The sequence below is a fragment of the Microcoleus sp. N9_B4 genome, assembly GCF_036701635.1.
GTDB lineage: Bacteria > Cyanobacteriota > Cyanobacteriia > Cyanobacteriales > Microcoleaceae > Microcoleus.
On record NZ_JAUBRC010000004.1, the window covers coordinates 72,223 to 96,738 of the forward strand.

Genomic DNA, 24,516 nt, shown 5'->3' on the forward strand with positions numbered 1-24,516 from the left:
CAAGATGCCTGGGCCACTAATAAAACAGAAAAACTACTTGCTTCACTTCTTACTTTTCCTTCGCGCCCTTCGCGCCTTCGCGGTTCGTCAAATATTTATTCTGAAAGTAACAAAAGATTAAAATAATCAAACCACTCCAAACACACACATAATTAAAACCGTGAAGCGAATACCTCCCGCAATAGTTATCTTAGGTCAAAACAGCCTGCCGATCGCCAAAAAAATCTCCGCACATTTCCCCGGTTCCCAGATTTACGGTTTAATCGATCGCACGAACGACACAGACATCAACTTTAGCAACTTCGGCGAAACATTGCGGGAATTGTTTGCAACAGAAACCCCAATTATCGCCATCTGCGCCGCCGGAATTATCATCCGCACCCTCGCCCCGCTGCTGTCAGACAAACGCGCCGAACCGCCAGTTTTAGCCATCGCAGAAGACGGAAGCGCCGTCGTACCGCTGCTGGGCGGTTTGCACGGCGTTAATGATTTGGCCAGAGAGATTGCAGCAGCCCTCGGCGTACAACCTGCAATTACAACAACGGGAGATATCCGGTTTCGCACCGCGCTGCTAAGTCCTCCCCAGGGCTATTATTTGGCGAATCCAGATGACGCGAAGACTTTTATTTCAAATTTGCTCGCCGGGGCAAAAGTACGCCTAGAAGGGGCTGCAAGCTGGCTTTCCGAGAGCAATTTGCCGTTAGCGCAGCCCTCGGAGAGGATCGCCCCCGACGCAAAATTGACTATCCGCGTCACCGAAAAAGCAATTGCGCCAACGCCCGATTGTTTAGTTTACCATCCGCAAAATGTGGCATTTGCACTCACAAAGCTATCGAATATTGAGCCGGAAATAGCGGTTTTATTGGTCAATCAAGTGTTGGAAAATGCAGGTTTAGCAGCAGCTTCCGTTGCTGGATTTTTTGCCTTAAAAGATGAGATGGGAAATCCGGCATTAGAAGCAGTTTCAGCATATTTTCAAGTTCCCGTCCGTTTTTTCAATCGATCGGAACTTGTCGAATTAAACTCTATGGAATTCATCGAAAATCAGGCCGCACAAATTGCCCTGACAGCAGCCGGTGCAAACAGTCACTTAATCGAATGCGATCGCCCAAACGCACTGAATTGCGCGATCGCCCTAGCCGCCGAACCCATAGATGCTAGCGCGATCGGATTTAGCCGCGGCAAACTCGCGATCGTCGGTACCGGCCCCGGAGGCGCGCCCTGGATGTCCCCGGAAGTTAAACAAATCCTGCGCGAAGCCACGGATTGGGTGGGTTACAAGTTCTATCTCGACTTAGCTGGAACCCTGCGGGAAGGGCAAAAGCGGCACGATTCCGACAACCGCGAAGAAATCGATCGCGCCCGTTTTGCCCTAGATTTAGCAGCATCAGGAAAATCTGTCGCCGTGGTTTCGTCGGGAGATCCGGGTATTTTTGCGATGGCGGCGGCGGTGTTTGAGGCGATCGACTTTGATGCCAAACCCGAATGGCAAGGCATCGATATTCGGGTAGCACCGGGCATTTCAGCCATGCAGGCGGCCGCTGCTGCGATCGGAGCACCCCTCGGACACGATTTTTGCGCGATTTCGCTTTCGGATATTCTCAAGCCCTGGGAGGTCATTGAACAGCGGATTGCGGCTGCTGCGATCGCAGATTTCGCGATCGCATTTTACAATCCCATCTCGAAACAGCGGATTTGGCAACTCTCCAGGGCGATCGAGATTTTGTTGCAAAGTCGCGATGCTAAAACCCCCGTCATACTAGGGCGAAACCTCGGCCGGCCCGGTCAATCTGTGCGGGTTTGCACCCTCGGCGAATTCCAGCCGCAAGACGCTGACATGAGAACTTTAGTGATTGTCGGTTCGAGTCAAACTCGGATTATTCCCCGCAAATATGGAGATGTTTGGGTTTACACGCCGCGCAGGTATGAAAAATAAGTAAAGCAGCAAAAACTTCGGAAATAAGCAATTGACTGACAGCTAATTGACTGTGACAAAGAGATATTTTGTTCTCGCTAGGGGGAGTCTAGGTTAACAAATGGCGGCAAATCACTCGATCGCGATCGACCTGTTATTTCATCTCATGGCTGTCACTGATATTGATGAGTTATCGCCTTTGATTACAGAAATCCTCGGTACGGAGGAGCTCGGCTTCAGGAAGCCGAGTTTCTCTCGCAGACATCGATCGAATCTCGAATTTAGATATCGACTCAACCGAAAAATTAAGGGAGATCGAGGTCTGCTAAATTCTTTAATCCTACGATAATCCTACGGTTACAAAAAGAGGGTTTTCACTGGAGTAGTCTTCTCTGTCTATGGGTAGACCGAATTTTTTTTGTCTTTTGATAAGATTCCCTTAAACAAAGCTTAAGAGAACGGTTAAAAAAACATGAAATTCCAAATTCCTTTAGCTCCTGGCGCTGTAACCCAATTTTTGCTGCGAGTGGTGACCTGTCTAGCTGTACTCTCTTTCTTAAGTCAGATGAGTCTGTACTACTTGCCGGAATACCCGTTGAGAGAGTACATTGCAAGGATATTTAACGTTGATGCCGAGCGGAACCTTCCAACCTTCTACTCATTTTTGGCATTGGTGTTTAGTTCTCTCTTGCTGGGTGTGATCGCCCATGCGAAAAACTTGGATAGTGATCGCTACAAGAATCACTGGAAAATTTTATCATTCATATTTCTATATCTATCTTTAGACGAAGCTGGTCAATTGCACGAAAAGTTTATAAATCCGACGCGAAGCCTGCTAAATGCATCAGGATTTCTTTACTTTACTTGGATTGTGCCGTTCGGTTTTTTTGTAGCGATATTTGTCTTGTCATACAGTAAGTTTTTGTTCCACCTTCCTGTTGCCACAAGAAAATTATTTGTTGCAGGAGGCGCTCTTTATGTTGGAGGAGCAATTGGGATGGAAATGATCGGGGCCCACCTATTTACTACAACCGGAATGCAGAATGTATCTTACCTGATAGTAGCGACCCTTGAAGAGTCATTAGAAATGCTGGGCATCGTTGTATTTATCCACGGCTTGATTTCATATATCAAGACATATCTAGGCGGCGTAAGTTGGAATATTTACATACCAGGAAAAAACACACAAGTTACCGATCATCAAAATATCGGCTTACCTGCCCTTAGCGGACCAGCCAACACAAATTTATTAAAGTGAATCATTTAAAACCGGGTTTAATGGACGACGAAAATCCTGTATTATGGCCTTTGATCAGGATAAAAAACCCGGTTTTTTTGGTACTGATTTGTCCTGGACTGGAGGTTCTATGATCTGCGGCGCACAAAATGACTAATATATAGGCTGCTTGCTGCACGAAAAGACTAATTAGAGGTGGAACAGCTTAGTTCACAGATGACATCCTCACCTTTACCAGAAAATCGCTAAGAGCAACCTTTGCATTAGGATTTGACGGCAAATGACTTGTAAAACTTGCCTCTTCTAATATATTGATTAGCCGATCGCGCTCTTGCTGATAAAATTCAATATCTGTATCTTCCAGCACAGATTTTTCCTCCCCAGCCAGCTTGCGATCTATCAAATCAGGAATATACGACAATTGGAATTTCTGGTTAAGTTTCACCAAATTCGCCTCAACTTCCCCCGTTTGCATCAAGTGAATCCCAGCCAGCAACACCCGATAAACGTACAGCAGCGGCTTAACCCGACGCGGGCGTTCTTTCTCAAACAATTTCCATTGAGTTTTAGCAAAACCGAGATAGTGGTGGCTGTGGTGCTTGGTAATGCAGTGAAAGGCAATAGTCTTTAATTCCTCGTGTTCCTTTGTACTGTAAACTATTAGCGGCGAATACAGTTGTTCTAGCACGTAGCCGTTGCGCTTCAACAGCATCTCAAAAAATTTCTTGATGTCGTGAGTTACTAAATCGAGTTGCATTCCATCCCGAACTTCCGAAACTTCGATTGTTTCTTCTCCAGAAATCAGTCCTATTACTTTCGGTAGCGGCAAAATGTGTACTCCCCGTAAGTCGAAGTCAGAATCTGCGGAAGGAAAGCCGTATAAATGCGAACCGCTGACAGTCGCAAACAGCAGCGGATAAGGTTGAACGGAGATAATTTGGGCGAGATTCGAGATGTATTCTGTCATTTTTTCAACATTTTATCAATGCTAATTTCAATTCCGGTTAAACAATCGCAAATACCTGTAGGGGCGGGTTTTACCAACCATATATGTCTCAAATTAACGATCTCGTAAACCCGCCCCTTTTAGCCGATCGCACCTCTACGCGCTTCAATCAAAAACAGATTAGCTTTCTCGTAATTAGGACGTTCTGGCAGCTTAGTTGCAGCAAAAGCGCGATCGAACTCACCGTGCAAACTCAACCGCCAGCGATTCACCTCATCCCAGGATATTTCTTGGTTGCGGATAGATAAAAGTTGCGATCGATAATCCTGCACCCGAACGGGTACAAACCCCTCCTTGAGCACCGTAATTCCTGACAGCAACAAGCGAATTAAGTGCATCGCGTGCTTCCAACGAATTTCCCCGGTATTGCGGAGGTCTTGCTCCATTTTTTTAAATTGAGACAAAACGTAGCTATTGTAAGTTTGATAAACCAATTGAGAAAGAAAGATTTCCCGAATTTCCAGCAATTCTTGTGCTACAGGAGAAACAGTTTCTACTAAAGGCGTGTACAAACATTCTAGCACATTTGGATTAGCTTTTAGTGCCAAAACCAGAAACTTTTGCAGTTCCCAATAGCATTCCTGATTTTCCTTGTTTTCCAATTGTTCTGGAATGCCGTAAAGCGACCAATGAAGTATTGCCGGCGGCAGGTAAATCCCGCGTCTGTCTGTATCGGATTGCTCGTTATCAAGACCATAAGCTCTGGAACCAACAATGCAGCGGTAAATTACAGAATCATAGAGGTTGTATTCTGCAAGAAAATCTCCTCCTGACTGCAATCCTTCGCTCTGAAACTGCTTGCGGATGCTGAGTTCGTGCCGCCGCAGACTAACTTGTGTTCCGTCTGGGAGTTTGACTAAATATGCGTGAGAATTGTCTGTAGGCGATTGAACGATGACGCCTACTAATCCCGGTTTCCAAGATTCGTCGCTGGCGGGGTTTTTGACCTCGATTTTGGTGACAATTTGGGTTCCTGCGGGGATGATTAAGTTGAAATTTTGAGGAAAATTGGCATTTGCCATGAGGAAACCTCCTGCGGGGGCACGAGCTACTATGTTAGTGTAGCATAGATGTAGTATAGAATGGGAGTTTAGGGCGATCGGCTGTTTTTGCCTTGTTGAACAGTGTCTAATTCACTATCGATTCTGCAAACATAGAAACAGAAATAATTAACGTATTTCCTAAACTCTGAACTTCCGTAAAATCGCGATCGCCTGTAATTAAAAAATCAGCATTAGCAGAGAGTGCACAAGCAATAAACTTAGCATCTTTTTGATCTCTAGGAAAATCAATTTCTATAGATACATCAATGAGTTTGGTTGAACCTTGAATCAAATTCAACCATCTTTCTTTCTGAACATCTGTTAATTTTAGTTTTGGTCTACTTAATACCTCCTGATACTCTGCTAAAATTTCTTCTGAAACTACCCATTCATAATCAGGTTGATTGATAACCCAGCTAATAACAGAAGCTGGTTTTCTTCCAGCGATCGCCGCAGATACTAAAATATTAGTATCTATAACAACTCTCATTCTCCTCTCCGATAAGCTGCAATTTCTTGGGCAATCTCTTCATCAGTTAAAGGATGATCCGCTTGTAAAGCCTGGGTTTCTTCACATAAGTTGCTAAAATCTTCAGCTAAAGCTTGTCGGTGCGGATCGGGCTGATAACTCTTCTTAAGTTCCCGGCTGATTTTAATTTTTTCTGCGAGTAACTCTTGTGCAGGTTTTCCTGAAAGAATCGTTACTACTTGCCGAGGTTGATTAAGATGCTGTTTTTCTGACAAAGCTTTTAAAGCATCAGTAATTACCTGATCGGGGGTTGTATATTTCCCTGTCTCTAACTGTTGTTGCAGTAACTTTTCTTGTTCTGAGTTCAGAATTATTTGGATCATAAAGTTACCTCTCTAAATAATCTCACGCCGTTTGAGATCTGTAGGGGTGAAGAATTTGGGCGACAATTTATGTGAAAAACCTGTAATTTTATCCCCAAATGCTTTACCCTCCAACCTGGATCGCGCGATCGCACTCCGACAGGATATTTTATTTTTGGGAGATGTCTAATGAGTCACCGTAAATTTTGAATGGGCAATACAGGATTTGAACCTGTGACCCCTTCCGTGTGAAGGAAGTGCGCTACCACTGTGCTAATTGCCCGCAGATAATTACCATACCATACTAACTCCAAATTCGCAACTAAATTTTTCCTAAAAAATCAGCCGCTGGTTTCCGAGTTGAACTCGACACAATGCCAAGAAAACAGGCATTTGTCGAGTCTGGCATCAGTCAACCTGCCACCAACCCGCCGACGGGCCGACAAATCGCACTACAATCCACCAAGCAACCAAAAGACTAATCCCGATCCAGCTTCCGCGACTTGTCCACTTCACAAAATCTTCGCTTTGGGTTTTCGTGATTGGCAGCCAGGGAACGATGCGCTCTTCTTTACCGAATTCGTCGCCGATCGACTCTTTGCGACGCTTAGCTTCACCCATAATCTTTGTCTGCTAAATTAGTTTTCAACTGGATACCTAACCAAATTATACGCCAACAGGTCATCTCAAGCCTGCGTCAACCAAGTCGTATCCAAATAATCAATCCTCGCAAAAGGACTCAAAGCCGCTAAAACCTGCTGTCCATAACTGCGGTGAATCACCCTACTGTCGAAAATTGCCACCACCCCTTGACGTTCTCGCACCGGCGCGATCGCCCGCTGCAACTCATTCAGCGCCGCCGGCAGCAAATACAACCGAAACCAATCCTTGCGCCGTTCCTTATAATAAGCCACACGCGCCGTCACCAAAGGATTCTCCAAAGAAGGTAGCGGCAAAGTTGCGATCGCCAGCAAGTGAGGCGCCCTCAATTCCCCCTGATGTTCCCGCCAAAACTCCCACCCAGTCACCAAAATCGCATTCTCGCCCACATCTGTTTTTTCTACCTGCACCCGCGAACCGAACTCAGAAGCCAAAATCGCCGCCAGCCTAGCCTTCAGCGGTACATCACCAACAATCAACACCGTTAAACCCGCCACCGACGCGCTCATCAACAGCAAAGTCCGAATTTCTTCCATTAAAACTCCCTGAAATTCCGGCGTATTCGGCAGCGGTAGCCAGTTGGGAATGTACAGTTGAATTAATTCACTTTGTCGATCGGGCGAAAACTTAACGCTCGTCAATTCTGGCAGTCCCAACATTTGCCGGAAAATCGGAGCCTTCGGTTCCACATCCACCGCCCCGCCAATCAACACCACGGGCTGATCGTCCCAAATTTTGCTCAAAACCTCAGCCACCTGAACAGGCGCGCAGAACAGAGAAAATGACCCTGCCTCCCGATTAATTTCCGCCCACCGCAGTTTTCCGTTTCCTTCCCACCGCTGCCAAAAATTGCTCCAAGCAACCGGAATTAGGGGGTTTGGCTCGATCCTTTCAAAGAGCCCCTCCAAAATATTTTGCTCTGCTGTTTCCAGCAAATAGCACTCCTCTGGTTTCGCCGGATGCTGAAAGAAAGCCCGCGTTAGCATTACCCGCCCTTGGAGAATTGCATCGGCTTCCAAAGGCTGAGATTGCATTAAATCATTCCAGTCAGCCGGTTGCAAACCCGCCGTCAATTGCTGGCGCGTCCAAACTTCCAAGTCATCCACACCGTCAATAATTGTCGGAATATTGTTGTGAAGTGGCGAATTCGCCGCCAAGCGAGCCGCCAGCCAAGACTCGGGATCTGCTAGCATCAATCCTCGTCCAGTGGCATGATCGGAATAAGTCTCGATCGACCCCTCTGTTTCCAGCCACTCTTGCAAACGCGGAATTTCCACCGCCTGCAAATGTTCCAGCAGCGGTTTCGGCGCCACTAAAATCACAGGCTCCGGCCACATCAAAATCGGCATCAAATAGCTGACTCGATACCGCTGTCGGTAAGCTCCAGCGGGAAGCCCCGTTTGGATCAGAGCGCTGCGCCCCAAGCGCAAAGCCCGCGCCACGAGCCGCGCCATCGTTAAATAGTGGGGCCAGTGCGGCTCGGAGTTCGATCGCAGGAAGCGGAGCAATGAGTTGTGGACTTCTACCTCAATCAATTGGTTTTAAAATTGACATTTCTCACTCAACTTGACACTCCCCTGGCTGAAGCCGAGGGGATTCTTAATTCAGCGACTGACCTTAAAATGTTCTGTCCTCACGGCAATACTTAAACTTTTCAACCGTGGAGTACCACCAATTGACGAGTCCAATTCAGAAACACTCTCTTGGGATCTATCTCCAAAAGCGTACTAGAATATTTATCTAGAGTTTGGGTATGCCCTACCCTACTTAACAATTCGAGCGTAGAAAAGTTTATGTTTGCTGGATTGAAACCTACATTTTCGGTTTCGGCTGTTTAGAGTGTTTTCGCCGCACTTTGTCCCCCAGTTCATGCCTAAAAGTGTGTCTCATGTCCTGTTTCACTATGACAAAGGAGTTTAACCTTGACTGTCTTAGTCTACCATATTGTCCCGTCTTGTCCAACTTTTTAAGAAAGTTTTTTGAATTAAAAAGATTGGATTTTAGATTCAGGATTTAGGTAAAGAGAACAGGCAGGATAAATCCTGCAACGCCCTTTCATTCCCGGACTGAAGTCACGGGGTTTTCAGGGTATTCCTTATAATCAAAACTGGCCAGAAAATCAACTACTTTTTGACCGAGAGGCAAACAGAATTTACTGTGCTGATGATTTGTACCTCCCTTCCCAAAATTCCCGTGAGAATTCACCATCAAACTCTCCTGTCCCGAACTAATTAAAATAGTTTGGGTAGGTGACTCAAAAAACTTTGTTGGCTGACTAACCCGTGATATATTAGAGACCAAATTTATCAACTCATTTAATTTATTTGTAGCTGTACTCAATGCTTTACGCAACTGCAATATTCGTTGCTCATCCAAATTTTGACTTTCGATATTTTTGCCGATAACCATAATATTTCTCTGAGTTTGTACAGCATCTTTAAAAGGAAGAATCGCTAAAAAAGCGGCTGGCAATAAATGCTCATCGCTCTCAAATCTAAAAGTTAGAGTTGTGCGGCGGTAGCCGACTTCAATATTAGGAGGAAAAATCATGGCCCGGTAATGCCGAGCTATTTCGCTGTAAGCTGTTGCTAAAGTGCTGTTTGCTGAGTAGTCTAAAAGTGCGTCAACCACAATTTGCACTAACCCAGGCGTGTGATTTAAAAATTTTATCGATTCTGACGGCGAATTAAATTGTTGAATCTGAGTGCGATCGCCTGCGGGGCTGAGGTCAACCCACTGGCAAGTAATATCATCTACTATGATGCCACACCGAGGAACCAAATACAGTTTTGCTCCTGTTAAAGTTGCTCCCCTCAAATCAGCGCCCACCCAATCTGCCTTAATCAAATTTGTTTCTGTCAAATCAGCGTGAACGAAACTAGCACTTCCTAAATTAGTATTTCTTAAATCTGCTCCGTTAAGGTTAGCTCCGCTCAATTTAGCAAAGCTCAGATCTGCGCCGTTGAGGTTAGCTCCCGTCAAATCAGCCCATTTGAGGTTAGCTCCGCTCAAATTGGCACTGCTGAGATTCACTTGTTGCAAAGAAGCTTGTCTCATATCAGCATTGATCAAATTGACGCCGCTAAGTTCTGCTTTCGTCAAATCTACGCCGTGTAAGTTAGCTTCTTGAAAGTTAGCTGAAGCAGCCGAAGCACCTCTGAGATTTGCACCCGAAAGATTAGCACCGCACAGGTTAGCTTCTGTCAGTTTTACCTCTCTTAAATCTGCTTCAGTCAGGTTTGCACCGCTGAAGTTAGTTTTGCTGAGTTCGCAACGGACTAATTCGCTTCTAATCAGGGATGCTCCGATTAATTGAGCTGCACTTAAATCGGCTCTGACTAAGTTTGCTACGTTGAGATTAGCCCCGTTTAAGATTGCCCGCGACAGGTTGGTACTGCTGAGTCTAGCCACATTCAAGTTAGCGTCGCTCAAGTTAGCTTCGCTCAAGTTAGCGCCACTCAGGTTGGTCACAAATAAGCTAGCCCCCCTTAAAATTGATTGGCTGAGGTTGATGCGGCTGAGATTAGCTTCATTCAGGTTGATTCCTGTGAAATCTCTGTCGCCTTCAGTGTATCTTTTGACGATTGCAAATCGTTTGAGCAGTTCTTCAGCTTCCATTTTTTTTACCTGAATGAAATGGCAATCGGCTAACTTTTATATGGCATAAATAGAAATGATCTCAAAGTAATTTATAGTATTTACTCACCGATCTGATAAAAGCTTTTGACAAACTCAATGACCGTATTTAGCGGCGGGGTGGTAAATCTTTGGGCTTTAATTGCAGGACTGATAGAGGTTTTGTTGACTCCCGGTAAATTTGTCAAGTTTCTGCCAAAGTCTGGGTGATAGTGAATCATCAAACTTTCGGCGCTGGAGTTAGCCAGTACAGTTTGGGTAGGCGATTGGAAAAAACTTGACATCGGTTCGCGATCGAGGCGAATCGGCTGAATTTTCATTTCCCCTATTTTTCTCATTGTTTGGGTCAGGGCTACGTTTAATTGCACTACCATATTTGAGACTCTGACACCCAGGTTATTACCACTTTGGGGTTGAATCATCTTGATCAGAGTCATCAAATTTTTCTGAGTAAATGCTGCATCACTAAAGGGAGTAATCGCCACGAAAGCGGTGGGAAATAGTTGCTCGTCCTGTTCTATTCTAAATGAGATGATTGTGCGGCGCGAATTAACTTCGATACTGGGAGGATGGTTCAAAGCAGGGTATTGACGGGCAATTTGGCGGTAGGTAGCTGCAAGGACAAAGTTAGCATCCGGGTCGAGGGGTCGATCGACAATAATTTGAACAGTCGGCGGTGTAGCATTGAAAAACCTTTGAGATTCTTCTGGGGTAAAACGCTGAATGTGGCTGCGATCGCCGTTAGGACTGAGGTCAACCCAATCGCAAGTAATGTCATCTGCTTTCACATCAAACCTAGACACCGCGTAAATTTTTGCCCCCGTCAGGGCCGCCCCCGTCAAATCTGCGCCCACCCAATCAGCGTGAATCAAATTCGCTTGAGTCAAATCAGCGTGTACCAGAGTAGCGTTCAACAGATTGACATTGCTCAAATTTGCCCCGTACAAGTTGGCCCCGCTCAATCTCGCTTCATCGAGGTCAGCGCCGGTCAGGTTCGCCCCGCTGAGGTCAGCCCACCGGAGATTAGCGCCTCGCAAGTCAGCGCCACTGAGGTTGGCCTGAGACAGATTAGCTTGTCTGAGTTCGGCATTGCAGAGGTTGACGCCTCGCAAGTCTGCCCTGCTGAGGTCGGCTCTGTGCAAGTTGGCCCGTTCCAAGTTGGCCGCTGTTAGAAAAGCGCCTCTCAGGTGAGCCCCGCTGAGGTCGGCTTGCTCTAGATTGGCTTCTCTGAGGGTTGCTTCTCTCAAATCTGCTTCGCTGAGATTTGCGCCGCTCAAGTTTGCACTGCTGAGGTTGGCTCGAATCAGTTCGGATCTGATCAGTGTAGCTTCGACGAGTTGGGCTTCGCTGAGGTCGGCTCGAATCAAGTTTGCCACGTTGAGGATAGCGCCGCTGAGGTTGGCTTTGTGGAGATTGGCACCGCTGAGTCTGGCAACATTGAGTTTGGCTTTTCTCATGTTGGCGTTTGACAAATTGGTGCCGCTCATGTTGGTGAGGCTCAAGATTGCCTCACTGAAATTAGCCCCGCTGAGATCGATCCTGCTGAGATTTGCCTCGCAAAGGAGGATGGCAGTAAAATCTCTTTCTCCTGCTGCATATTTGGTGATGAGTTCTTCGGCATCCATGCTTTTCAATTTCCCTGATGTCTTAGCTAAAACAAAGCTTTGTTGTGCCAACCTTTAAACTAGAATAAGCATTTTCTGTAACTTGATGCAATATGCTTAAACATCTATATTGTGGAAGCCTTTTATAAAATCCAAAATGCTACTGATATTAGTTTGAGCCAATTTTGTGCTCTCGGCTAACTTGCCAGAGGTTGAGTTACTTGGGTCGTATTTTTTAATCAGGCGCTTGCCGAAGGCTGGGTGGTGATATACGCTGAGTCTTTGGTCGCGGGAATTAATTAAGATCATCTGTGTGGGAATTTGAAAGAAATTGATGCTTTCGCCGATTTTTGGAAAAGAACTGGAAATTTTGATTTGGTCTACTTTGCTGATAGCTTGGTTGAGAGCTTTGCTGCATAACTGGACGTGTTTAGATTCTTTGACGTTAAGTTTGCCTGCATCGTGGGATTGAATCATTTTCATCAAAGCGATCAGGTTTTTTTGAGTTGTGGCAGCGTCGTTAAAAGGAATGATCGCAACGTAAGCGGTAGCAAATAATTTATCGTCGCTGTCCATTTTAAACGCGAGTACGGTGCGCCTGGAGCTGACTTCGATCGTGGGAGGCTGACTTAAACTCGGGTATTGTTGGGCAATTTGGTAATAAGTTGCAGCTAGTGCAAAATGAGCGCCTTGGTCTAAGGGCGAGTCAATTACAATCCGAACTGTGGGCAAAGTTTCGTGAAAAAATTCGTTGGTTCCTCCCGAGTTCAACCAGTAAATTTGGCTGTGGTCGCCGTTGGGGCTAAGATCAACCCACTTGCAGGTCATGCCTTCGGTTTTGATGCCGAGTCGTGAAACTGCGTGAAGTTTGGCTCCGGTTAAGGTGGCTCCGGTTAAGTCGGCTCCAATCCAGTCGGCGCGGATCAGATAGGCATTTGACAGGTCGGCGTGCACTAAGCTGGCATTCAGCAAGTTGGCGTGGCAGAGGTCGGCTCGGCTGAGGTCGGCTCCGCTCAATTTGGCTTCGCTGAGGTCGGCCCAGCGGAGATTGCAACCGCTGAGGATGGCCCAGCGCAAATTGACGCCGCTGAGGTCGGCGCCGCTGAGTACGGCTTGAGTGAGGTTGGCTTGTCTCAGTTCTGTGCCTCGCAAGTCGGCGCCGCTGAGGTCGGCTCGGCTGAGGTCGGCTCCTTGCAGGTTGGCTTGTTCGAGGTTGGCTTCTGTCAAGCACGCGCCGCTGAGGTGAGCGCCTCGAAGGTTGGCTTGAGCGAGGTTGGCTCCTCGAAGGGTGGCTTCGGTAAGGGTGGCGCCGCTGAGGTTTGCGCCGCTGAGGTTAGCGCCGCTGAGTTCGGCTCGAATCAGCTCGGCTCTGATCAGTTTGGCTCCTGTGAGTGTGGCTTTTTTGAGGTCAACTCGCACTAGGTAGGCGACGTTGAGGTCGGCGTCGGTGAGGTCGGCGCCACCGAGATGGGCGCCACTGAGTCTGGCGATGTTGAGTTTGGCACCGGTGAGGTTTGTTTTGCTGAGGTTGGCTCCGCTCAGGTTTGCTACACTCAGATTCGCACCCTTGAGGTTGGCTCCGCTCAAGTTGACGCCGCTGAGGTTGGCCTCAGTCAGGTTGATTCCGGCAAAGTTTCTTTCTCCGGCGGCATATTTTTTCAGGAGTTCCTCGACTGTCATGGGGGCGGCACCGTATCAAATATCCCCATTTTATTGCTATGAATATCGGTATTGTAGGACTAGGTTTAATTGGTGGCTCGATCGGGCTGGATTTGCGATCGCGCGGGTTTAATGTTTTTGGGGTTTCGAGTCGGCAGCAGACTTGCGATCGGGCGCAAGCTCGCGGTGTTGTCAATGAAGCCAGCATAAACCTGTCTCTGATGGCAGCAGCCGATGTGGTTTTTATTTGCACGCCGCTGGGGTCGATCGAGCCGATCGTCCGAGAGTTGGTGCCCTATCTTTCCCTTGATACTATTGTAACCGATGTCGGTTCCGTAAAAACACCCATAGTGCAGGCTGTGTCTCCTCTGTGGCCGAACTTTGTGGGGGGACACCCGATGGCGGGGACTGCTGAAAGCGGGATTGAGGCGGCGGTAAAGGATTTGTTTGTGGGCCGGCCTTATGTGGTGACGCCGACTGCCCAAACGCCGGCGCTTGCGGTGGATAAGGTTGAGCAAATTGCGCGGTTGCTGGGTGCTAAAGTTTACCGATGTGAGCCGATCGAGCACGATCGAGCTGTGGCTTGGATTTCTCATTTGCCACTAATGGCGAGCGCGACGCTGGTTGCTGCCTGCGATCGAGAGGGCGATCGGGATATTGTTAATTTAGCCCAACATTTGGCGAGTTCGGGTTTTCGGGACACGAGCCGGGTGGGGGGTGGCAATCCCGAGCTGGGAGTGATGGTGGCAAAGTACAATCGAGAGGAATTGCTGCGATCGCTCTCTATTTACCGCGACTGTCTCGACGAGTTCATCAGTCATATCGAAGCCGAAAATTGGCAAGCTCTCGAACACAAGCTGAAGCTGACTCAACAAGCGAGAGAGAATTACAACTTGTGAGCCAAAATTTACTTAAAACTTTCCCCGTCTCGATTATGATTTGTGGACGGCTATATATTGAGTTTCAATGTACACTTATTCTCGACTCAAGCGATTTTTACTGGGTGAATCTCTCCCCACTAGCGCATCTATTCATGAACGCCTGAGCAACGCTACAGGACTAGCTGTTCTGGCTTCCGATGCACTGTCGTCTGTTGCTTACGCTACTCAAGAAACTCTGCTGGTACTGTTACTAGCGGGGAGTAGCAGTTTGAGCTTATCGCTGCCTATTTCTGGAATTATTATTTTACTGTTGGCGATCGTGGCGCTGTCTTACCGACAGACAATTAAAGCGTACCCCAACGGCGGTGGTGCTTACCTTGTGGCGCGAGAAAATTTAGGTATTTATCCTGGCTTGATCGCAGCAGCTTCGCTGATGATTGATTACATTTTAACTGTAACTGTCAGTATTTCGGCTGGGGTGGCGGCCTTGACTTCAGCAGTTCCCTCGCTGCACCCCTACACAGTTGAACTGTGCTTAGTTTTTATTGTCTTAATCATGTTTGCCAATCTTAGGGGATTGCGGGAATCTGGCAATATATTTATGGTTCCCACCTATGCGTTTCTCGTTGGCATTTTTATTTTGATTGGCTGCGGTTTATTCCAACAGGCAACAGGTCATGTTATGCCGACATTACAAAATATTCCAGCTAAAGAACCTTTGGGATTATTTCTGATCGCGCGCGCCTTTGCGGCGGGCTGTACTGCCCTGACTGGGGTTGAAGCCATATCAGACGGGGTGTTGGCTTTTAAGCCTCCTGAATGGAAGAATGCGCGCCTGACTTTGAGCTATATGGGGGGAATTCTGGGAGCGATGTTTTTGGGGATTAGTTACTTGGCTCATATTTATCAGGTGATTCCTACAGAACATGAAACGCTCCTTTCTGTATTGGGAAAACAGATTTTTGGTGTCGGTATATTTTATTACTATTTGCAGGCAGCAACTCTGTTAATTTTGCTGTTGGCTGCGAATACGAGTTATGCTGATTTTCCGCGACTTTGTTATTTTTTGGCGCGGGATGGGTTTTTGCCGAGGCAATTGTCGCTGTTGGGCGATCGACTGGTTTATTCTAATGGCATTAATCTGCTCAGCTTCTGCGCTGCTCTTTTAATTATCATCTTTCGAGGCAATACGAGCGCGGTGCTTCCCCTGTATGCGGTGGGAGTTTTCACTTCTTTTACTCTCTCCCAATCGGGAATGGTAATTCACTGGTTTAAGGAACGAGGTAAAGGTTGGCAAGTTAGTGCTGTGATGAACGGTATTGGTGCAGTGGCAACAATGGGAGTTTTGGCTGTAATTCTCGCTACAAAATTCCTTTTGGGAGCTTGGGTTGTCGTAGTCACTATCCCGATCGTAGTCAGTCTATTTTTAGCTATTCACCGACACTATCGGTATGTAGCGGCTCGCTTGAGCATTCAGGGAATAGAACCGAGGTCTTACCTTCGCAGACCTAGAGTTAAGACGGTGACACATCCGGCAGTGGTGTTAATCGGGCAGTTGCACCGGGGAACTTTCGAGGCCCTCGATTACGCTCGTTTAATTGCTGATGAAGTTGTGGCAGTTCACGTAGATATTGGTTTGACCGATCGAGCAAAATTACAAGCGGCTTGGCAAGATTTGCAGTCTGATATTCCTTTGGAAATTTTGGAATCTCCTTACCGTTCTGTTGGTGAGGCTTTGACACACTTTTTGACTTTGTTTGAAGAGCAGCGACCGGGAGTATATTTAACGCTGATCATTCCGGCTTTTGTGACGCGAAATTGGTGGGAGGGACTGCTGCACAATCAAACTGCTTTCTTTTTGAAAGCGGCTTTGCGGGCTAAAAAAAGTCGGGTTGTAACAACGGTTAGGTATTTTCTTTAAGTAGGGATGGGCAACCGCCGGCGATTGCCCCTACTTCCTCGCAATGGAAATTGGAATGCGATCGGACGCGCTGGCAAAAGAAACCGGGTTTCTTCACAAAATCTTTGGTTTTGATGCGATTTTTATAGACAGAAACCGGGTTTCTGACACCGCTTGGTAAATCATATATATTTATTAAAAAGTAAAGGAAAGGGTTGACATATCAATAATGAGTCGTAATTTTTTTACCCCACCCCAACCCTCCCCTTACTAAGGGGAGGGAGTAAGAAATTCACAAATGATTTAGGAGGGTTATATATTTATTAAAAATTCAAGTAAAGGGTTGACATATCAAAAATGATATGTTATAAATTTAGTAATTAGAAAAGTTGCCTTTCAACTTATCTTAAAAAAGATTGCGGCTGCTGAACCCAAGTCTTTTGTTCCCTAAAAAATCTCTTCAACTTTTGGGGGTTGCATAGCAACCCGCAACAGACTATTTATGCAGCAGCCAAAAAACTTGAACAGGCTTTTGCGAGCTTTGTCTCGGCAAGGTCTTGATGTTAGTTACGACAATAAAGTCTACTCGATTTGTCTCAATAGTTCTCTGAATGAACAGTGGCAAGATGCCGATGCTCCAACAGCAGAAGTTTTGCTCCCAGAGGGTTTTCCGGTGGAAGCAAAGGCGCTCAAACAGTTGGCAAATTTGGCGAATGTTCGACATCCTCAAGGTGGCTGCGTTTGCCGCGCTTGCGCTACTCCAGATTTCCATCCGGGGGATGCGGGGGTGGCGATCGGCTCTATTGTAGAAACAGCAGGAATGGTGATTCCGGCGGCTGTTGGTTCCGATATTAACTGCGGGATGCGCTTACACGTTGCGGATTTGTCGATCGAACAATTCCTCAGTCAGCGCGATCGATTTGTAGAATTGCTCAAAGGCGATTATTTCTTCGGTACTCGCGATGTCAGCATGACTGCAAAAACTGCTCGCGCCATGTTCCAACACGGGATTCCCGGATGGCTGGATGGTATGCTGGACGAGGCAACCGGCAGCGCGGCTAATTCGGATTTCAAGCAGTTGGCCGCAGAGTGCGATCGCACTTTCCTCGGCGGTTCCATGAATGGCGATGTCAAATGGGCTCCCGAAGAATTAGTCCCAAACGACGGCTTAGTCAGGGATGGCGGCTTAGGTACTATCGGCGGCGGCAATCACTTTGTCGAAATTCAAGTGGTTGAGGAAGTTATCGATCGAGCTACGGCTTATACTTGGGGAGTTCGATCGGGACAAATCGCTTTCATGATTCACTCCGGTTCGCGGAATGTCGGCAAATACATCGGCGGAATGTGGCGCGATCGAGCTTGCGAAGCCTGGCCGAAAACTCTGAAACATCCTGATTCCAGGCTTTTTCCGCTGTCTGTGGCAGCAAATCCCGAACTTGTGAACAGCTACCTGCAAGCGGAAGCAACAGCGGCTAACTACGGTTTTATCAACCGTTTGCTGCTAGCAGAACTTTTGCGCTTGCGTTTGCGGCAAGTTTTCGGCGATGTGGAAGCGCCGTTAGTATACGATTTGCCTCACAATATTACCTTAGCTGAAGATGCCGGCTGGGTGACTCGCAAAGGCGCTTGTCCCGCACATTCCGGTCAGCCTGTAATTGTACCGGGTTCGATGGGCGCGCCGTCTTATTTGCTGGTTGGGAAGGGGAACGATCGATTTTTGCGATCGGCCTCTCACGGTGCCGGCAGAGCGCGAGCGCGCTTCGATATGAGTCGCAAAGGTGTTGACAAAACTGACGCAGCTTTAGGATTAACCGGCGTAGATTGCATTACCTTACGCGAAGAACGCAGAATCGAAGAAGCACCGGCAGCTTACAAGCCAATTCAACCAGTAATTGACGTTCAGGTTGAGGCGCAAATAGTTGGTGTAGTCGCTAAACTGAAGCCAGTGTTAACATTTAAAGCCTAGGAACGGGGCATTTGAGAATTAAAAATTAAACAAGGGTCAGGTGCGCGCCGAGCACCCTACTAATTTTTAATTCTCTGCCCTATTTCCGATGCCCCATGCCCTATGAATGATTTTCAAGCATCACCACATCAATCAAAACCTGTCCATCCCCTAAAGCGGCTGCTGAAGTACGGCCGCCGCTACCGCCTGAAAGCTTGGCTGGCAAGTATCTGTTCGCTGCTCAATAAATTCTTCGATTTAGCGCCGCCAGCATTAATCGGTATTGCCGTTGATGTGGTGGTGAAACAGCAAGATTCTATCCTCGCTCAGTGGGGCATAAAAGATGTCTTTTGGCAACTGGCAATTATTACTTTTGTGAGTTTGATTGTTTGGACGTTGGAATCTGTTTTTGAATATGCCTATGATTATTTGTGGCGCAATTTGGCTCAGGATATTGAGCACGATTTGCGTCTGGAAGCTTACAGCCATTTGCAGGAATTAGAATTAGCTTATTTTGAAGAACGCAGCACTGGGGGTTTGATTTCTATTCTCAATGATGATATCAATCAACTGGAACGTTTTTTGGATGACGGCGCTAATGAGGTAATTCAGGTAATTACAACGGTTGTTGTGATTGGTGCGGCTTTTTTTGCTGCTTCTCCTACTGTTGCCGGGCTGTCAATGCTGCCCATACCTTTTATTATTTGGGGCTCGATCGCCTTTCAAAATCGCCTCGCTCCTTTCTATGCTGACGTGCGGGAAAAGGTGAGTTTTCTGAACGGGCAACTCTCGAATAATTTGATGGGAATTACTACTATTAAAAGTTTTACTTCCGAAGATTATGAAATTCAGCGCATTGAAACACAAAGTCAAGCTTACCGCCAAAGCAACCGACGGGCGATCGCACTTTCGGCTGCTTTTATTCCGCTGATTCGGGTTGTGATTTTCTTGGGGTTTATTGCAACACTATTTCTGGGCGGTTTGGAGGTTGTGGCGGGCCGGTTGTCTGTGGGAACTTACAGCGTTTTGGTGTTTTTGACCCAGCGGTTGCTGTGGCCGCTGACTCGCCTGGGAGATACTCTAGATCAATACCAGCGCGCAATGGCTTCTACTAATCGGGTGATGAATTTGTTGGATACTCCGATCGCAATTCGCACGGGTGATATTCGGCGGCCTGTTAGTTCGATTAAGGGTGAGTTAGAATTTAAAAATGTTACTTTTTCTTACAATCAACGAAAGCCGATTTTGCAGTATTTTTCGTTGACTCTGCCTGCTGGAAAAACTACTGCGATTGTTGGCGCTACGGGTTCGGGAAAGAGTACGCTGGTGAAACTCATCTTGAGGCTGTACGAGGTACAGTACGGCAATATTTATCTCGACGGTATAGAATTAAATAACCTGAATTTAAAAGATTTGCGGAGAGCGATCGGATTGGTGAGTCAAGATGTGTTTTTGTTTCACGGTACGGTGGCAGACAATATTGCTTACGGCAGTTTTGAGGCAAGCAATCGAGAGATAGTAAATGCTGCGAAAATTGCGGAGGCTCACGAGTTTATCGCCCAATTGCCCGACGGTTACAACACTATTGTAGGGGAACGCGGTCAAAAATTGTCGGGGGGTCAGCGGCAGCGAATTGCAATTGCAAGGGCTGTTTTGAAGAATCCGCCGATTTTGATTCTTGACGAAGCTACTTCAGCGGTGGATAACGAGACTGAGGCGGCAATTCAGCGATCGCTCGAACGGATTACCAAGAATCGCACTACAATTGCGATCGCCCACCGTCTTTCTACTGTCCGCAATGCCGATTGCATTTGTGTCATGGAAGAGGGGCTGGTGGTAGAATCGGGGCAGCACGAACAACTGATCGAACAGGACGGAATTTATGCGGCGCTCTGGCGCGTGCAATCTGGTATAAGATAGAAACGCAGCGGTTTTGGGTAATTGGGAATTGCTAATTTGTAATTGGGGATGGGCCATTGGGCATGGGTAACTAATGACAACAGTCAACAGCCAACTGCCAACCGCCAACTGCCAACTGCTAACTGACAACTGACTGCAAAATATTAGTTTCTACAAGCAAGAAGAGAAAATGTTTCTATTTGATAGCCCTGAGTCCAAACCCAACGAAAATAGCTGGAGCCGCAAATTAGATAAATTCGTGAAAGCTAATCAACATGAATTGGCTGCTTTGGCTTGGGGGCTATTTCTGGAAAGGGGAGAAGAAAGCGAGGAGATTTTGGCAATTGATATTGCAGAAACTGCGCGTTTTGTGTATTGTAAGAAAGAGGCGGTTGAGGAGTTGAACCGTCAAGTTAAAAGTCATATTCAGGAAGTTGTAGGTGTGTTGAACGCTCACAAGCCTGAGACAGAAGTGGCGATTTTGGCGATCGGGGAAGGTCAAATTAAGTTAATTTTTTTTGAACCTAAGCCTGAACCTCCTGTGTGTTTTGAGGAAGCCGCAACAGATGTGGATACATTGTTGGCTAAGCTGGAACAGCAGATGGTTGAATATATGAAATAGGAGTTATATCAAATCGGGTGGCATCGGAATTGATATTACCTACAGTCAGGAGACGGGAGTGCCGTTTCCCTACAATTAATCCGGCGATGGTTATATCTCTTATCGATGAAGATTGATTATGTTGTGGTAGGGAAACGGCATTGCCGTCTCCTCCGTTTCCCTATTGTGGATGGTTATATCCGATCGCACTCAGAGGGCTTTTTCATCCCGCAGTCTCTTTCAATCCCTGGGTGATCTCAACATCGTGAAAGCCGTATCAGCAACAGGCAAGATGCCTGTTCCACAAAGAGTAAACCGGGACTTATTATAGATATCAGAATAACCAGCAATCAAAATAACCAGCGGGCGGCGAATCGTCATGAAAAATTTTAGCTTTGTCTAAAGTAGGTACAGCTTCCGCCAATTCTCTACCTACTTTTACCTCAAGCGCCCTGTCTGTTAATGGAAAGGAAAATTGATAGCTATCTTGCAAATATTTGGCCTTAGCAACAATCTCATCTTTCTCCAAAATCTGGCTGTTGCTACCAATCAAAATGCTATTACTTTCCTGGCCAACACACACGCACACCTGAGAAAACACACTTTGAAAAGTCGTGATTTTTTCGGCATAAAACTGATCTCTGTGCAGCAGATTTGCTAGCACAACTCCCTCGCTTGACAAGTGTTTTTCGCAGATTTGATAAAATTCTTTGGTGGATAGGCGATGCGGAAAGTAGCCGTTGCCAAAAGCTACGTCGATCATGATGATATCGTACTGAGTATCTGATTTTTGCTGCTCTAAATACTCTCTGCCGTCTTGAATTGTTACAGTCAGCCGATCGTCGAATTTTACCCCAAAACACTGTGTAGCTGCTTGGATCGCGATCGGATCGACATCCGCACATTCTATAACAGTTTCGGGCAAATAGTGGTGCAAAACTAAGGGAATTCTGCCGCCGCCAAATCCAGCTATGTATATTCTTTGAGGTTGGCTTTGCCACACTAAACCCAACATCATCGCCTGAGTATATTCAGACACTAGATGTAAAGGATTGTTGAGATCGAAAATAGATTGCAGTAAATCTGTGTGCTGATTGACTTTTTCTACTAAAGATAGCTTAATGTGCGATCGATCTTTTGTGACTGCAACATAGTGAACACCAGACTCTTTGCAAAAAATAAGTTTATCTGACTGTTGCTGCAGCCAAGCCAGCCGCTGTTGAATGGCAGCTAAATTCATACCTTGCCAATTTTTGCGATCGTCAATCATTTAATACCAAATCCCACTTATTTTTTAGTCTGTGCAGGCAGAGGAGAGTTCGTGTAAATGCGATTTTAATCGCCGATATATATAAATTAAGCAGACAGTGCCCGTTTATATGCCACCAACTCCAAACCCGAAATCGAAAAATCCACTTTTTGCCAATCTTGCTTGTCACCTTCTAACTTTTCAAAGGCTGCTGACGTGAGCAAAATCTCTCCCCGTTCCGCCAAATCTTCTCCCAGCTTGGATGCCAGATTAAATTCAGATCCGTACATATCCTCTCCTTCCAGCATCAAAACATCGCCACAGCCAATACCAATGCAGAGGTAAATATCCATTTCCGGCGGCAGTGTCGTGTTGACAGCAGCCGTTTGTTTCACAGAGTCAATCGCAGCTTCCACCGCCGATTTTACATCGGGAAACACTGCAAAAATATTGTCGGCTTCCTCCTTAACTACAGTGCCGCTGTATTCGGAAATTATCGGTTTGACAATTCCGTGCATCCGGTGAATCATTGCCAAAAAATGAATAATTCCGTAGCGGAGTGTCGTGCGCGAAAATCCCGACATATCCATTACTAAAATTGCGTAATTTTTGCGGAAAGTTGCATTAATTTTTTCATCAATTTCAGCCATTCTTTCGGGATGTTCGTTTCTTTCTTGCAGCAACTTTTCCAAGTTAGCGCGGTTATTTGTTTTCATTTTATTTTAATTAAATTCCCAATCGCGACACAGTTCTTGAGGGCGGCCAGCAGGATGCACCGCACAGTTTATCCCGTCCCTACCGTAATAATAATCGCAGACTTTGCAGGGTTTAGTTTGCTCTAATTTTTGCATCAAAATTGCCCGAATTGTCTGGACTCGGTTGCGGTACTTGTTTGCATTCGAGTGACTCGGTTCAATTGCCAAAGCTTGCTCGAAAGCTGCTAAGCTGGAATCGTACAATTTAATAATTTGGGAACTGTATTTTGTCCAAGCATCGGCATGGCTTTGATAAAGTTCTACTGTATTTAAGTTTAAAATTCCGTATTCCGTCCAAGCGTCTGCAGAAGCGCGATCGAACTTAATATTGGCATTGAGCAACACTTTTTTGATCGTTGCCAAAAGTTCCCTCGGCTGCCAAGGTTTGCTAACATAAGCCTCGGCGCGATCGCCCTTGAACCTCGCAAATAAACCTAACTGCTGTCCCTTCCCTGTTAAAAATACCACCGGTATGTTCCGAGTTTCGGGATTACCTTTTATTAAACGGCAAACCCCGTAGCCATCCAGACGGGGCATTATGACATCTAATAATACTAAATCAGGGCAATTTTTCTCAATTTTATCCAGCGCTTCCACACCGTCAGATGCCTGAATTACATTCAATCCGCTGCATCTCAACTGATGTGAAATGCACTCCCGCTGGCTGCGGGAATCTTCCACAACTAAAACTGTACTCATCACTCCCCACCTAGTTTTTGAGGTAAACTTGTTCGCTGCTTTGAGTTGTCCTTGCTGAAATCAGTTTACCCGCATTGGATGAATTTGCTATCACTGGCGAGCTAAATTTACTCAAATTGCAACAAATCTTAAACAGGGGAGCAAAGGTGATACTTATCAGAAAATGCTGGTTGCCAATACCCGGAAAATTATTAGATATTTGGGCGGCAAATATTGGGCTTTTAAGCCTTAATAACGGCAAATCTTACTGATATGGGACGAACACCTTGTTGAATTGCAACAGATAATCGGCTACTGTATACGTTAAAGTTCTTAAAGACGACAAATGAATAGATTGCTCCTCACTTTATTGGTAAGTCCGACGCTGTTTGGCTCTGTGATGTCTTTGAGCGCGATCGCCAATCCCGCTCAAATTGGCGAAACACCAAGCCAAGCGGCTGATTCGCCCCGCTGCGTGCGATCGCCCCACACTCAGCGCCTGACTTGCGTGCGGCTTCCTGGCAAAGCTGCTGCTAATTCTAAAGTAAGAATCAGTTGGCAGCGGCCTGCTGACGAACAGGTGGCAATGTTGGATTTTTCGGAAGAAGAAAGCGATGCGGCGGTGGCGCTGTTTGGCTGCGACTGTCAGATGTGTATCAACTCGCTGCGACAGTTGCGCGGTTTGCCACCTCTGGATCTAGCTTCTTGAGGGCGATCGATCTCATATGTTGCACTATTCTCCATTAACCTTTTATGAACAGGCAAGATGCCTGTTCCACAAGAAAACTTATCTTTTGTGGAACAGGCATCTTGCCTGTTGCTGACAATGGTGCAAGATATCCGATCGATCCGACAGCATTAAGAGTCAGTGTCAAAAACCAGGTTTCCGATCGCTGCGGGCTTTGGAATGCCTTTAGCTTTCTCACTTTTAGAGAAATTGTAGTCAATTTGTTGCAGGATTTCTAGAGATTTTTTATCTCTCAAAATCGGATCTCTACTTTTTAGCTAGAACTTGTT

Annotated in this window: 23 protein-coding genes and 1 tRNA gene; 11 read left to right on the top strand and 13 right to left on the bottom strand. The window is 46.4% G+C overall.

Annotation, left to right across the window (positions count from 1 at the left end; all coding sequences use genetic code 11):
* The first annotated feature begins 160 nt into the window (after nucleotides 1-160).
* The 3 genes from cobJ to QUA43_RS03775 all read left to right on the top strand — a co-directional run bounded on the left by cobJ (nucleotide 161) and on the right by QUA43_RS03775 (nucleotide 3,173).
* Nucleotides 161-1,936: a precorrin-3B C(17)-methyltransferase gene (gene cobJ, locus QUA43_RS03765; RefSeq protein WP_333371154.1), complete on the top strand. Its 1,776-nt coding sequence runs from the start codon at nucleotides 161-163 to the stop codon at nucleotides 1,934-1,936.
* A 100-nt stretch (nucleotides 1,937-2,036) separates the two neighbouring features.
* Entirely contained in the window at nucleotides 2,037-2,264 is a 228-nt protein-coding gene (locus QUA43_RS03770; protein ID WP_333371156.1) for a hypothetical protein, read from the top strand.
* Between the two features lie 123 nt (nucleotides 2,265-2,387).
* Nucleotides 2,388-3,173 carry a hypothetical protein gene (locus tag QUA43_RS03775; RefSeq protein WP_333371158.1) on the top strand — a complete coding sequence of 262 codons (786 nt, stop codon included), beginning with the start codon at nucleotides 2,388-2,390 and terminating at the stop codon, nucleotides 3,171-3,173.
* 184 nt (nucleotides 3,174-3,357) lie between these two features.
* Here the strand turns inward: QUA43_RS03775 and QUA43_RS03780 are convergent, their stop codons facing one another.
* From QUA43_RS03780 to QUA43_RS03795, 4 genes are all read right to left on the bottom strand, one after another.
* Complete coding sequence (locus QUA43_RS03780; protein ID WP_333371160.1) at nucleotides 3,358-4,119, bottom strand: DNA polymerase beta superfamily protein; 762 nt, start codon at nucleotides 4,117-4,119, stop codon at nucleotides 3,358-3,360.
* A gap of 119 nt (nucleotides 4,120-4,238) precedes the next feature.
* Nucleotides 4,239-5,180, bottom strand: a complete 942-nt coding sequence (locus tag QUA43_RS03785) for a DNA polymerase beta superfamily protein (protein ID WP_333371162.1) — start codon at nucleotides 5,178-5,180, stop codon at nucleotides 4,239-4,241.
* A 106-nt stretch (nucleotides 5,181-5,286) separates the two neighbouring features.
* The gene (locus tag QUA43_RS03790; protein WP_333371164.1) at nucleotides 5,287-5,691 is read right to left on the bottom strand and encodes a putative toxin-antitoxin system toxin component, PIN family; all 405 of its coding nucleotides are present in this window, start codon (nucleotides 5,689-5,691) and stop codon (nucleotides 5,287-5,289) included.
* Nucleotides 5,688-6,053: a hypothetical protein gene (locus tag QUA43_RS03795; RefSeq protein WP_333371166.1), complete on the bottom strand. Its 366-nt coding sequence runs from the start codon at nucleotides 6,051-6,053 to the stop codon at nucleotides 5,688-5,690. Before QUA43_RS03795 ends, QUA43_RS03790 begins: the two co-directional genes overlap by 4 nt.
* Before the next feature lie 46 nt (nucleotides 6,054-6,099).
* Between QUA43_RS03795 and QUA43_RS03800 the strand changes: the two genes are divergently transcribed.
* The gene (locus QUA43_RS03800; protein ID WP_333371168.1) at nucleotides 6,100-6,222 is read left to right on the top strand and encodes a hypothetical protein; all 123 of its coding nucleotides are present in this window, start codon (nucleotides 6,100-6,102) and stop codon (nucleotides 6,220-6,222) included.
* A 21-nt stretch (nucleotides 6,223-6,243) separates the two neighbouring features.
* Here QUA43_RS03800 and QUA43_RS03805 read toward each other — a convergent pair.
* From QUA43_RS03805 to QUA43_RS03830, 6 genes are all read right to left on the bottom strand, one after another.
* Nucleotides 6,244-6,315 (bottom strand) — tRNA-Val (locus tag QUA43_RS03805).
* A 125-nt stretch (nucleotides 6,316-6,440) separates the two neighbouring features.
* Nucleotides 6,441-6,653 (bottom strand): DUF2839 domain-containing protein, encoded by a 213-nt coding sequence (locus QUA43_RS03810; protein ID WP_333371170.1) that lies wholly within the window; start codon nucleotides 6,651-6,653, stop codon nucleotides 6,441-6,443.
* Nucleotides 6,654-6,718: 65 nt separating this feature from the next.
* Nucleotides 6,719-8,227: a helicase C-terminal domain-containing protein gene (locus QUA43_RS03815; RefSeq protein ID WP_333371172.1), complete on the bottom strand. Its 1,509-nt coding sequence runs from the start codon at nucleotides 8,225-8,227 to the stop codon at nucleotides 6,719-6,721.
* Between the two features lie 520 nt (nucleotides 8,228-8,747).
* Nucleotides 8,748-10,310, bottom strand: a complete 1,563-nt coding sequence (locus QUA43_RS03820; protein WP_333371174.1) for a pentapeptide repeat-containing protein — start codon at nucleotides 10,308-10,310, stop codon at nucleotides 8,748-8,750.
* Nucleotides 10,311-10,390: 80 nt separating this feature from the next.
* The gene (locus tag QUA43_RS03825; protein ID WP_333371176.1) at nucleotides 10,391-11,953 is read right to left on the bottom strand and encodes a pentapeptide repeat-containing protein; all 1,563 of its coding nucleotides are present in this window, start codon (nucleotides 11,951-11,953) and stop codon (nucleotides 10,391-10,393) included.
* A gap of 96 nt (nucleotides 11,954-12,049) precedes the next feature.
* Nucleotides 12,050-13,612 (bottom strand): pentapeptide repeat-containing protein, encoded by a 1,563-nt coding sequence (locus QUA43_RS03830; protein WP_333371177.1) that lies wholly within the window; start codon nucleotides 13,610-13,612, stop codon nucleotides 12,050-12,052.
* Nucleotides 13,613-13,650: 38 nt separating this feature from the next.
* On the opposite strand from QUA43_RS03830, the gene QUA43_RS03835 reads away from it, so the two are divergent.
* The 5 genes from QUA43_RS03835 to ccmS all read left to right on the top strand — a co-directional run bounded on the left by QUA43_RS03835 (nucleotide 13,651) and on the right by ccmS (nucleotide 20,838).
* Nucleotides 13,651-14,490, top strand: coding sequence for a prephenate/arogenate dehydrogenase (locus tag QUA43_RS03835; RefSeq protein WP_333371179.1), 840 nt, complete (start codon nucleotides 13,651-13,653; stop codon nucleotides 14,488-14,490).
* 67 nt (nucleotides 14,491-14,557) lie between these two features.
* The gene (locus tag QUA43_RS03840) at nucleotides 14,558-16,393 is read left to right on the top strand and encodes an APC family permease (protein ID WP_333313254.1); all 1,836 of its coding nucleotides are present in this window, start codon (nucleotides 14,558-14,560) and stop codon (nucleotides 16,391-16,393) included.
* 481 nt (nucleotides 16,394-16,874) lie between these two features.
* Entirely contained in the window at nucleotides 16,875-18,338 is a 1,464-nt protein-coding gene (locus QUA43_RS03845) for an RtcB family protein (protein WP_333371181.1), read from the top strand.
* A 102-nt stretch (nucleotides 18,339-18,440) separates the two neighbouring features.
* A complete protein-coding gene (locus QUA43_RS03850; protein ID WP_333371183.1) occupies nucleotides 18,441-20,237 on the top strand; it encodes an ABC transporter ATP-binding protein in 1,797 nt (598 codons plus the stop codon).
* Nucleotides 20,238-20,406: 169 nt separating this feature from the next.
* The gene (gene ccmS, locus QUA43_RS03855; RefSeq protein WP_333371185.1) at nucleotides 20,407-20,838 is read left to right on the top strand and encodes a beta-carboxysome assembly chaperone CcmS; all 432 of its coding nucleotides are present in this window, start codon (nucleotides 20,407-20,409) and stop codon (nucleotides 20,836-20,838) included.
* A gap of 313 nt (nucleotides 20,839-21,151) precedes the next feature.
* On the opposite strand, the gene QUA43_RS03860 is transcribed toward ccmS, so the two are convergent.
* The 3 genes from QUA43_RS03860 to QUA43_RS03870 form a co-directional block, all read right to left on the bottom strand.
* Entirely contained in the window at nucleotides 21,152-22,087 is a 936-nt protein-coding gene (locus QUA43_RS03860; RefSeq protein WP_333371187.1) for a fused MFS/spermidine synthase, read from the bottom strand.
* 86 nt (nucleotides 22,088-22,173) lie between these two features.
* The gene (locus tag QUA43_RS03865) at nucleotides 22,174-22,782 is read right to left on the bottom strand and encodes an adenylate/guanylate cyclase domain-containing protein (RefSeq protein WP_333371189.1); all 609 of its coding nucleotides are present in this window, start codon (nucleotides 22,780-22,782) and stop codon (nucleotides 22,174-22,176) included.
* 6 nt (nucleotides 22,783-22,788) lie between these two features.
* Nucleotides 22,789-23,520 (bottom strand): response regulator, encoded by a 732-nt coding sequence (locus tag QUA43_RS03870; RefSeq protein WP_333371191.1) that lies wholly within the window; start codon nucleotides 23,518-23,520, stop codon nucleotides 22,789-22,791.
* A 325-nt stretch (nucleotides 23,521-23,845) separates the two neighbouring features.
* Between QUA43_RS03870 and QUA43_RS03875 the strand changes: the two genes are divergently transcribed.
* Both QUA43_RS03875 and QUA43_RS03880 read left to right on the top strand, forming a co-directional pair.
* Nucleotides 23,846-24,208 (top strand): hypothetical protein, encoded by a 363-nt coding sequence (locus QUA43_RS03875; RefSeq protein WP_333371193.1) that lies wholly within the window; start codon nucleotides 23,846-23,848, stop codon nucleotides 24,206-24,208.
* Nucleotides 24,209-24,252: 44 nt separating this feature from the next.
* On the top strand, nucleotides 24,253-24,465 hold the full coding sequence (locus tag QUA43_RS03880) for a hypothetical protein (protein WP_333371195.1): 213 nt from the start codon (nucleotides 24,253-24,255) through the stop codon (nucleotides 24,463-24,465).
* Nucleotides 24,466-24,516 lie beyond the last annotated feature (51 nt).

Coding starts and splice junctions, on each gene's coding strand:
- QUA43_RS03775 (WP_333371158.1), top strand. CDS start 2,388: ATGAAATTCCAAATTCCTTTAGCTCCTGGCGCTGTAACCCAATTTTTG.
- QUA43_RS03875 (WP_333371193.1), top strand. CDS start 23,846: ATGAATAGATTGCTCCTCACTTTATTGGTAAGTCCGACGCTGTTTGGC.
- QUA43_RS03825 (WP_333371176.1), bottom strand. CDS start 11,953: ATGGATGCCGAAGAACTCATCACCAAATATGCAGCAGGAGAAAGAGAT.
- QUA43_RS03780 (WP_333371160.1), bottom strand. CDS start 4,119: ATGACAGAATACATCTCGAATCTCGCCCAAATTATCTCCGTTCAACCT.
- QUA43_RS03830 (WP_333371177.1), bottom strand. CDS start 13,612: ATGACAGTCGAGGAACTCCTGAAAAAATATGCCGCCGGAGAAAGAAAC.
- QUA43_RS03770 (WP_333371156.1), top strand. CDS start 2,037: ATGGCGGCAAATCACTCGATCGCGATCGACCTGTTATTTCATCTCATG.
- QUA43_RS03810 (WP_333371170.1), bottom strand. CDS start 6,653: ATGGGTGAAGCTAAGCGTCGCAAAGAGTCGATCGGCGACGAATTCGGT.
- QUA43_RS03840 (WP_333313254.1), top strand. CDS start 14,558: ATGTACACTTATTCTCGACTCAAGCGATTTTTACTGGGTGAATCTCTC.
- QUA43_RS03835 (WP_333371179.1), top strand. CDS start 13,651: ATGAATATCGGTATTGTAGGACTAGGTTTAATTGGTGGCTCGATCGGG.
- QUA43_RS03865 (WP_333371189.1), bottom strand. CDS start 22,782: ATGAAAACAAATAACCGCGCTAACTTGGAAAAGTTGCTGCAAGAAAGA.
- QUA43_RS03795 (WP_333371166.1), bottom strand. CDS start 6,053: ATGATCCAAATAATTCTGAACTCAGAACAAGAAAAGTTACTGCAACAA.
- ccmS (WP_333371185.1), top strand. CDS start 20,407: ATGTTTCTATTTGATAGCCCTGAGTCCAAACCCAACGAAAATAGCTGG.
- QUA43_RS03820 (WP_333371174.1), bottom strand. CDS start 10,310: ATGGAAGCTGAAGAACTGCTCAAACGATTTGCAATCGTCAAAAGATAC.
- QUA43_RS03850 (WP_333371183.1), top strand. CDS start 18,441: ATGAATGATTTTCAAGCATCACCACATCAATCAAAACCTGTCCATCCC.
- QUA43_RS03870 (WP_333371191.1), bottom strand. CDS start 23,520: ATGAGTACAGTTTTAGTTGTGGAAGATTCCCGCAGCCAGCGGGAGTGC.
- QUA43_RS03845 (WP_333371181.1), top strand. CDS start 16,875: ATGCAGCAGCCAAAAAACTTGAACAGGCTTTTGCGAGCTTTGTCTCGG.
- QUA43_RS03860 (WP_333371187.1), bottom strand. CDS start 22,087: ATGATTGACGATCGCAAAAATTGGCAAGGTATGAATTTAGCTGCCATT.
- QUA43_RS03790 (WP_333371164.1), bottom strand. CDS start 5,691: ATGAGAGTTGTTATAGATACTAATATTTTAGTATCTGCGGCGATCGCT.
- QUA43_RS03785 (WP_333371162.1), bottom strand. CDS start 5,180: ATGGCAAATGCCAATTTTCCTCAAAATTTCAACTTAATCATCCCCGCA.
- QUA43_RS03880 (WP_333371195.1), top strand. CDS start 24,253: ATGAACAGGCAAGATGCCTGTTCCACAAGAAAACTTATCTTTTGTGGA.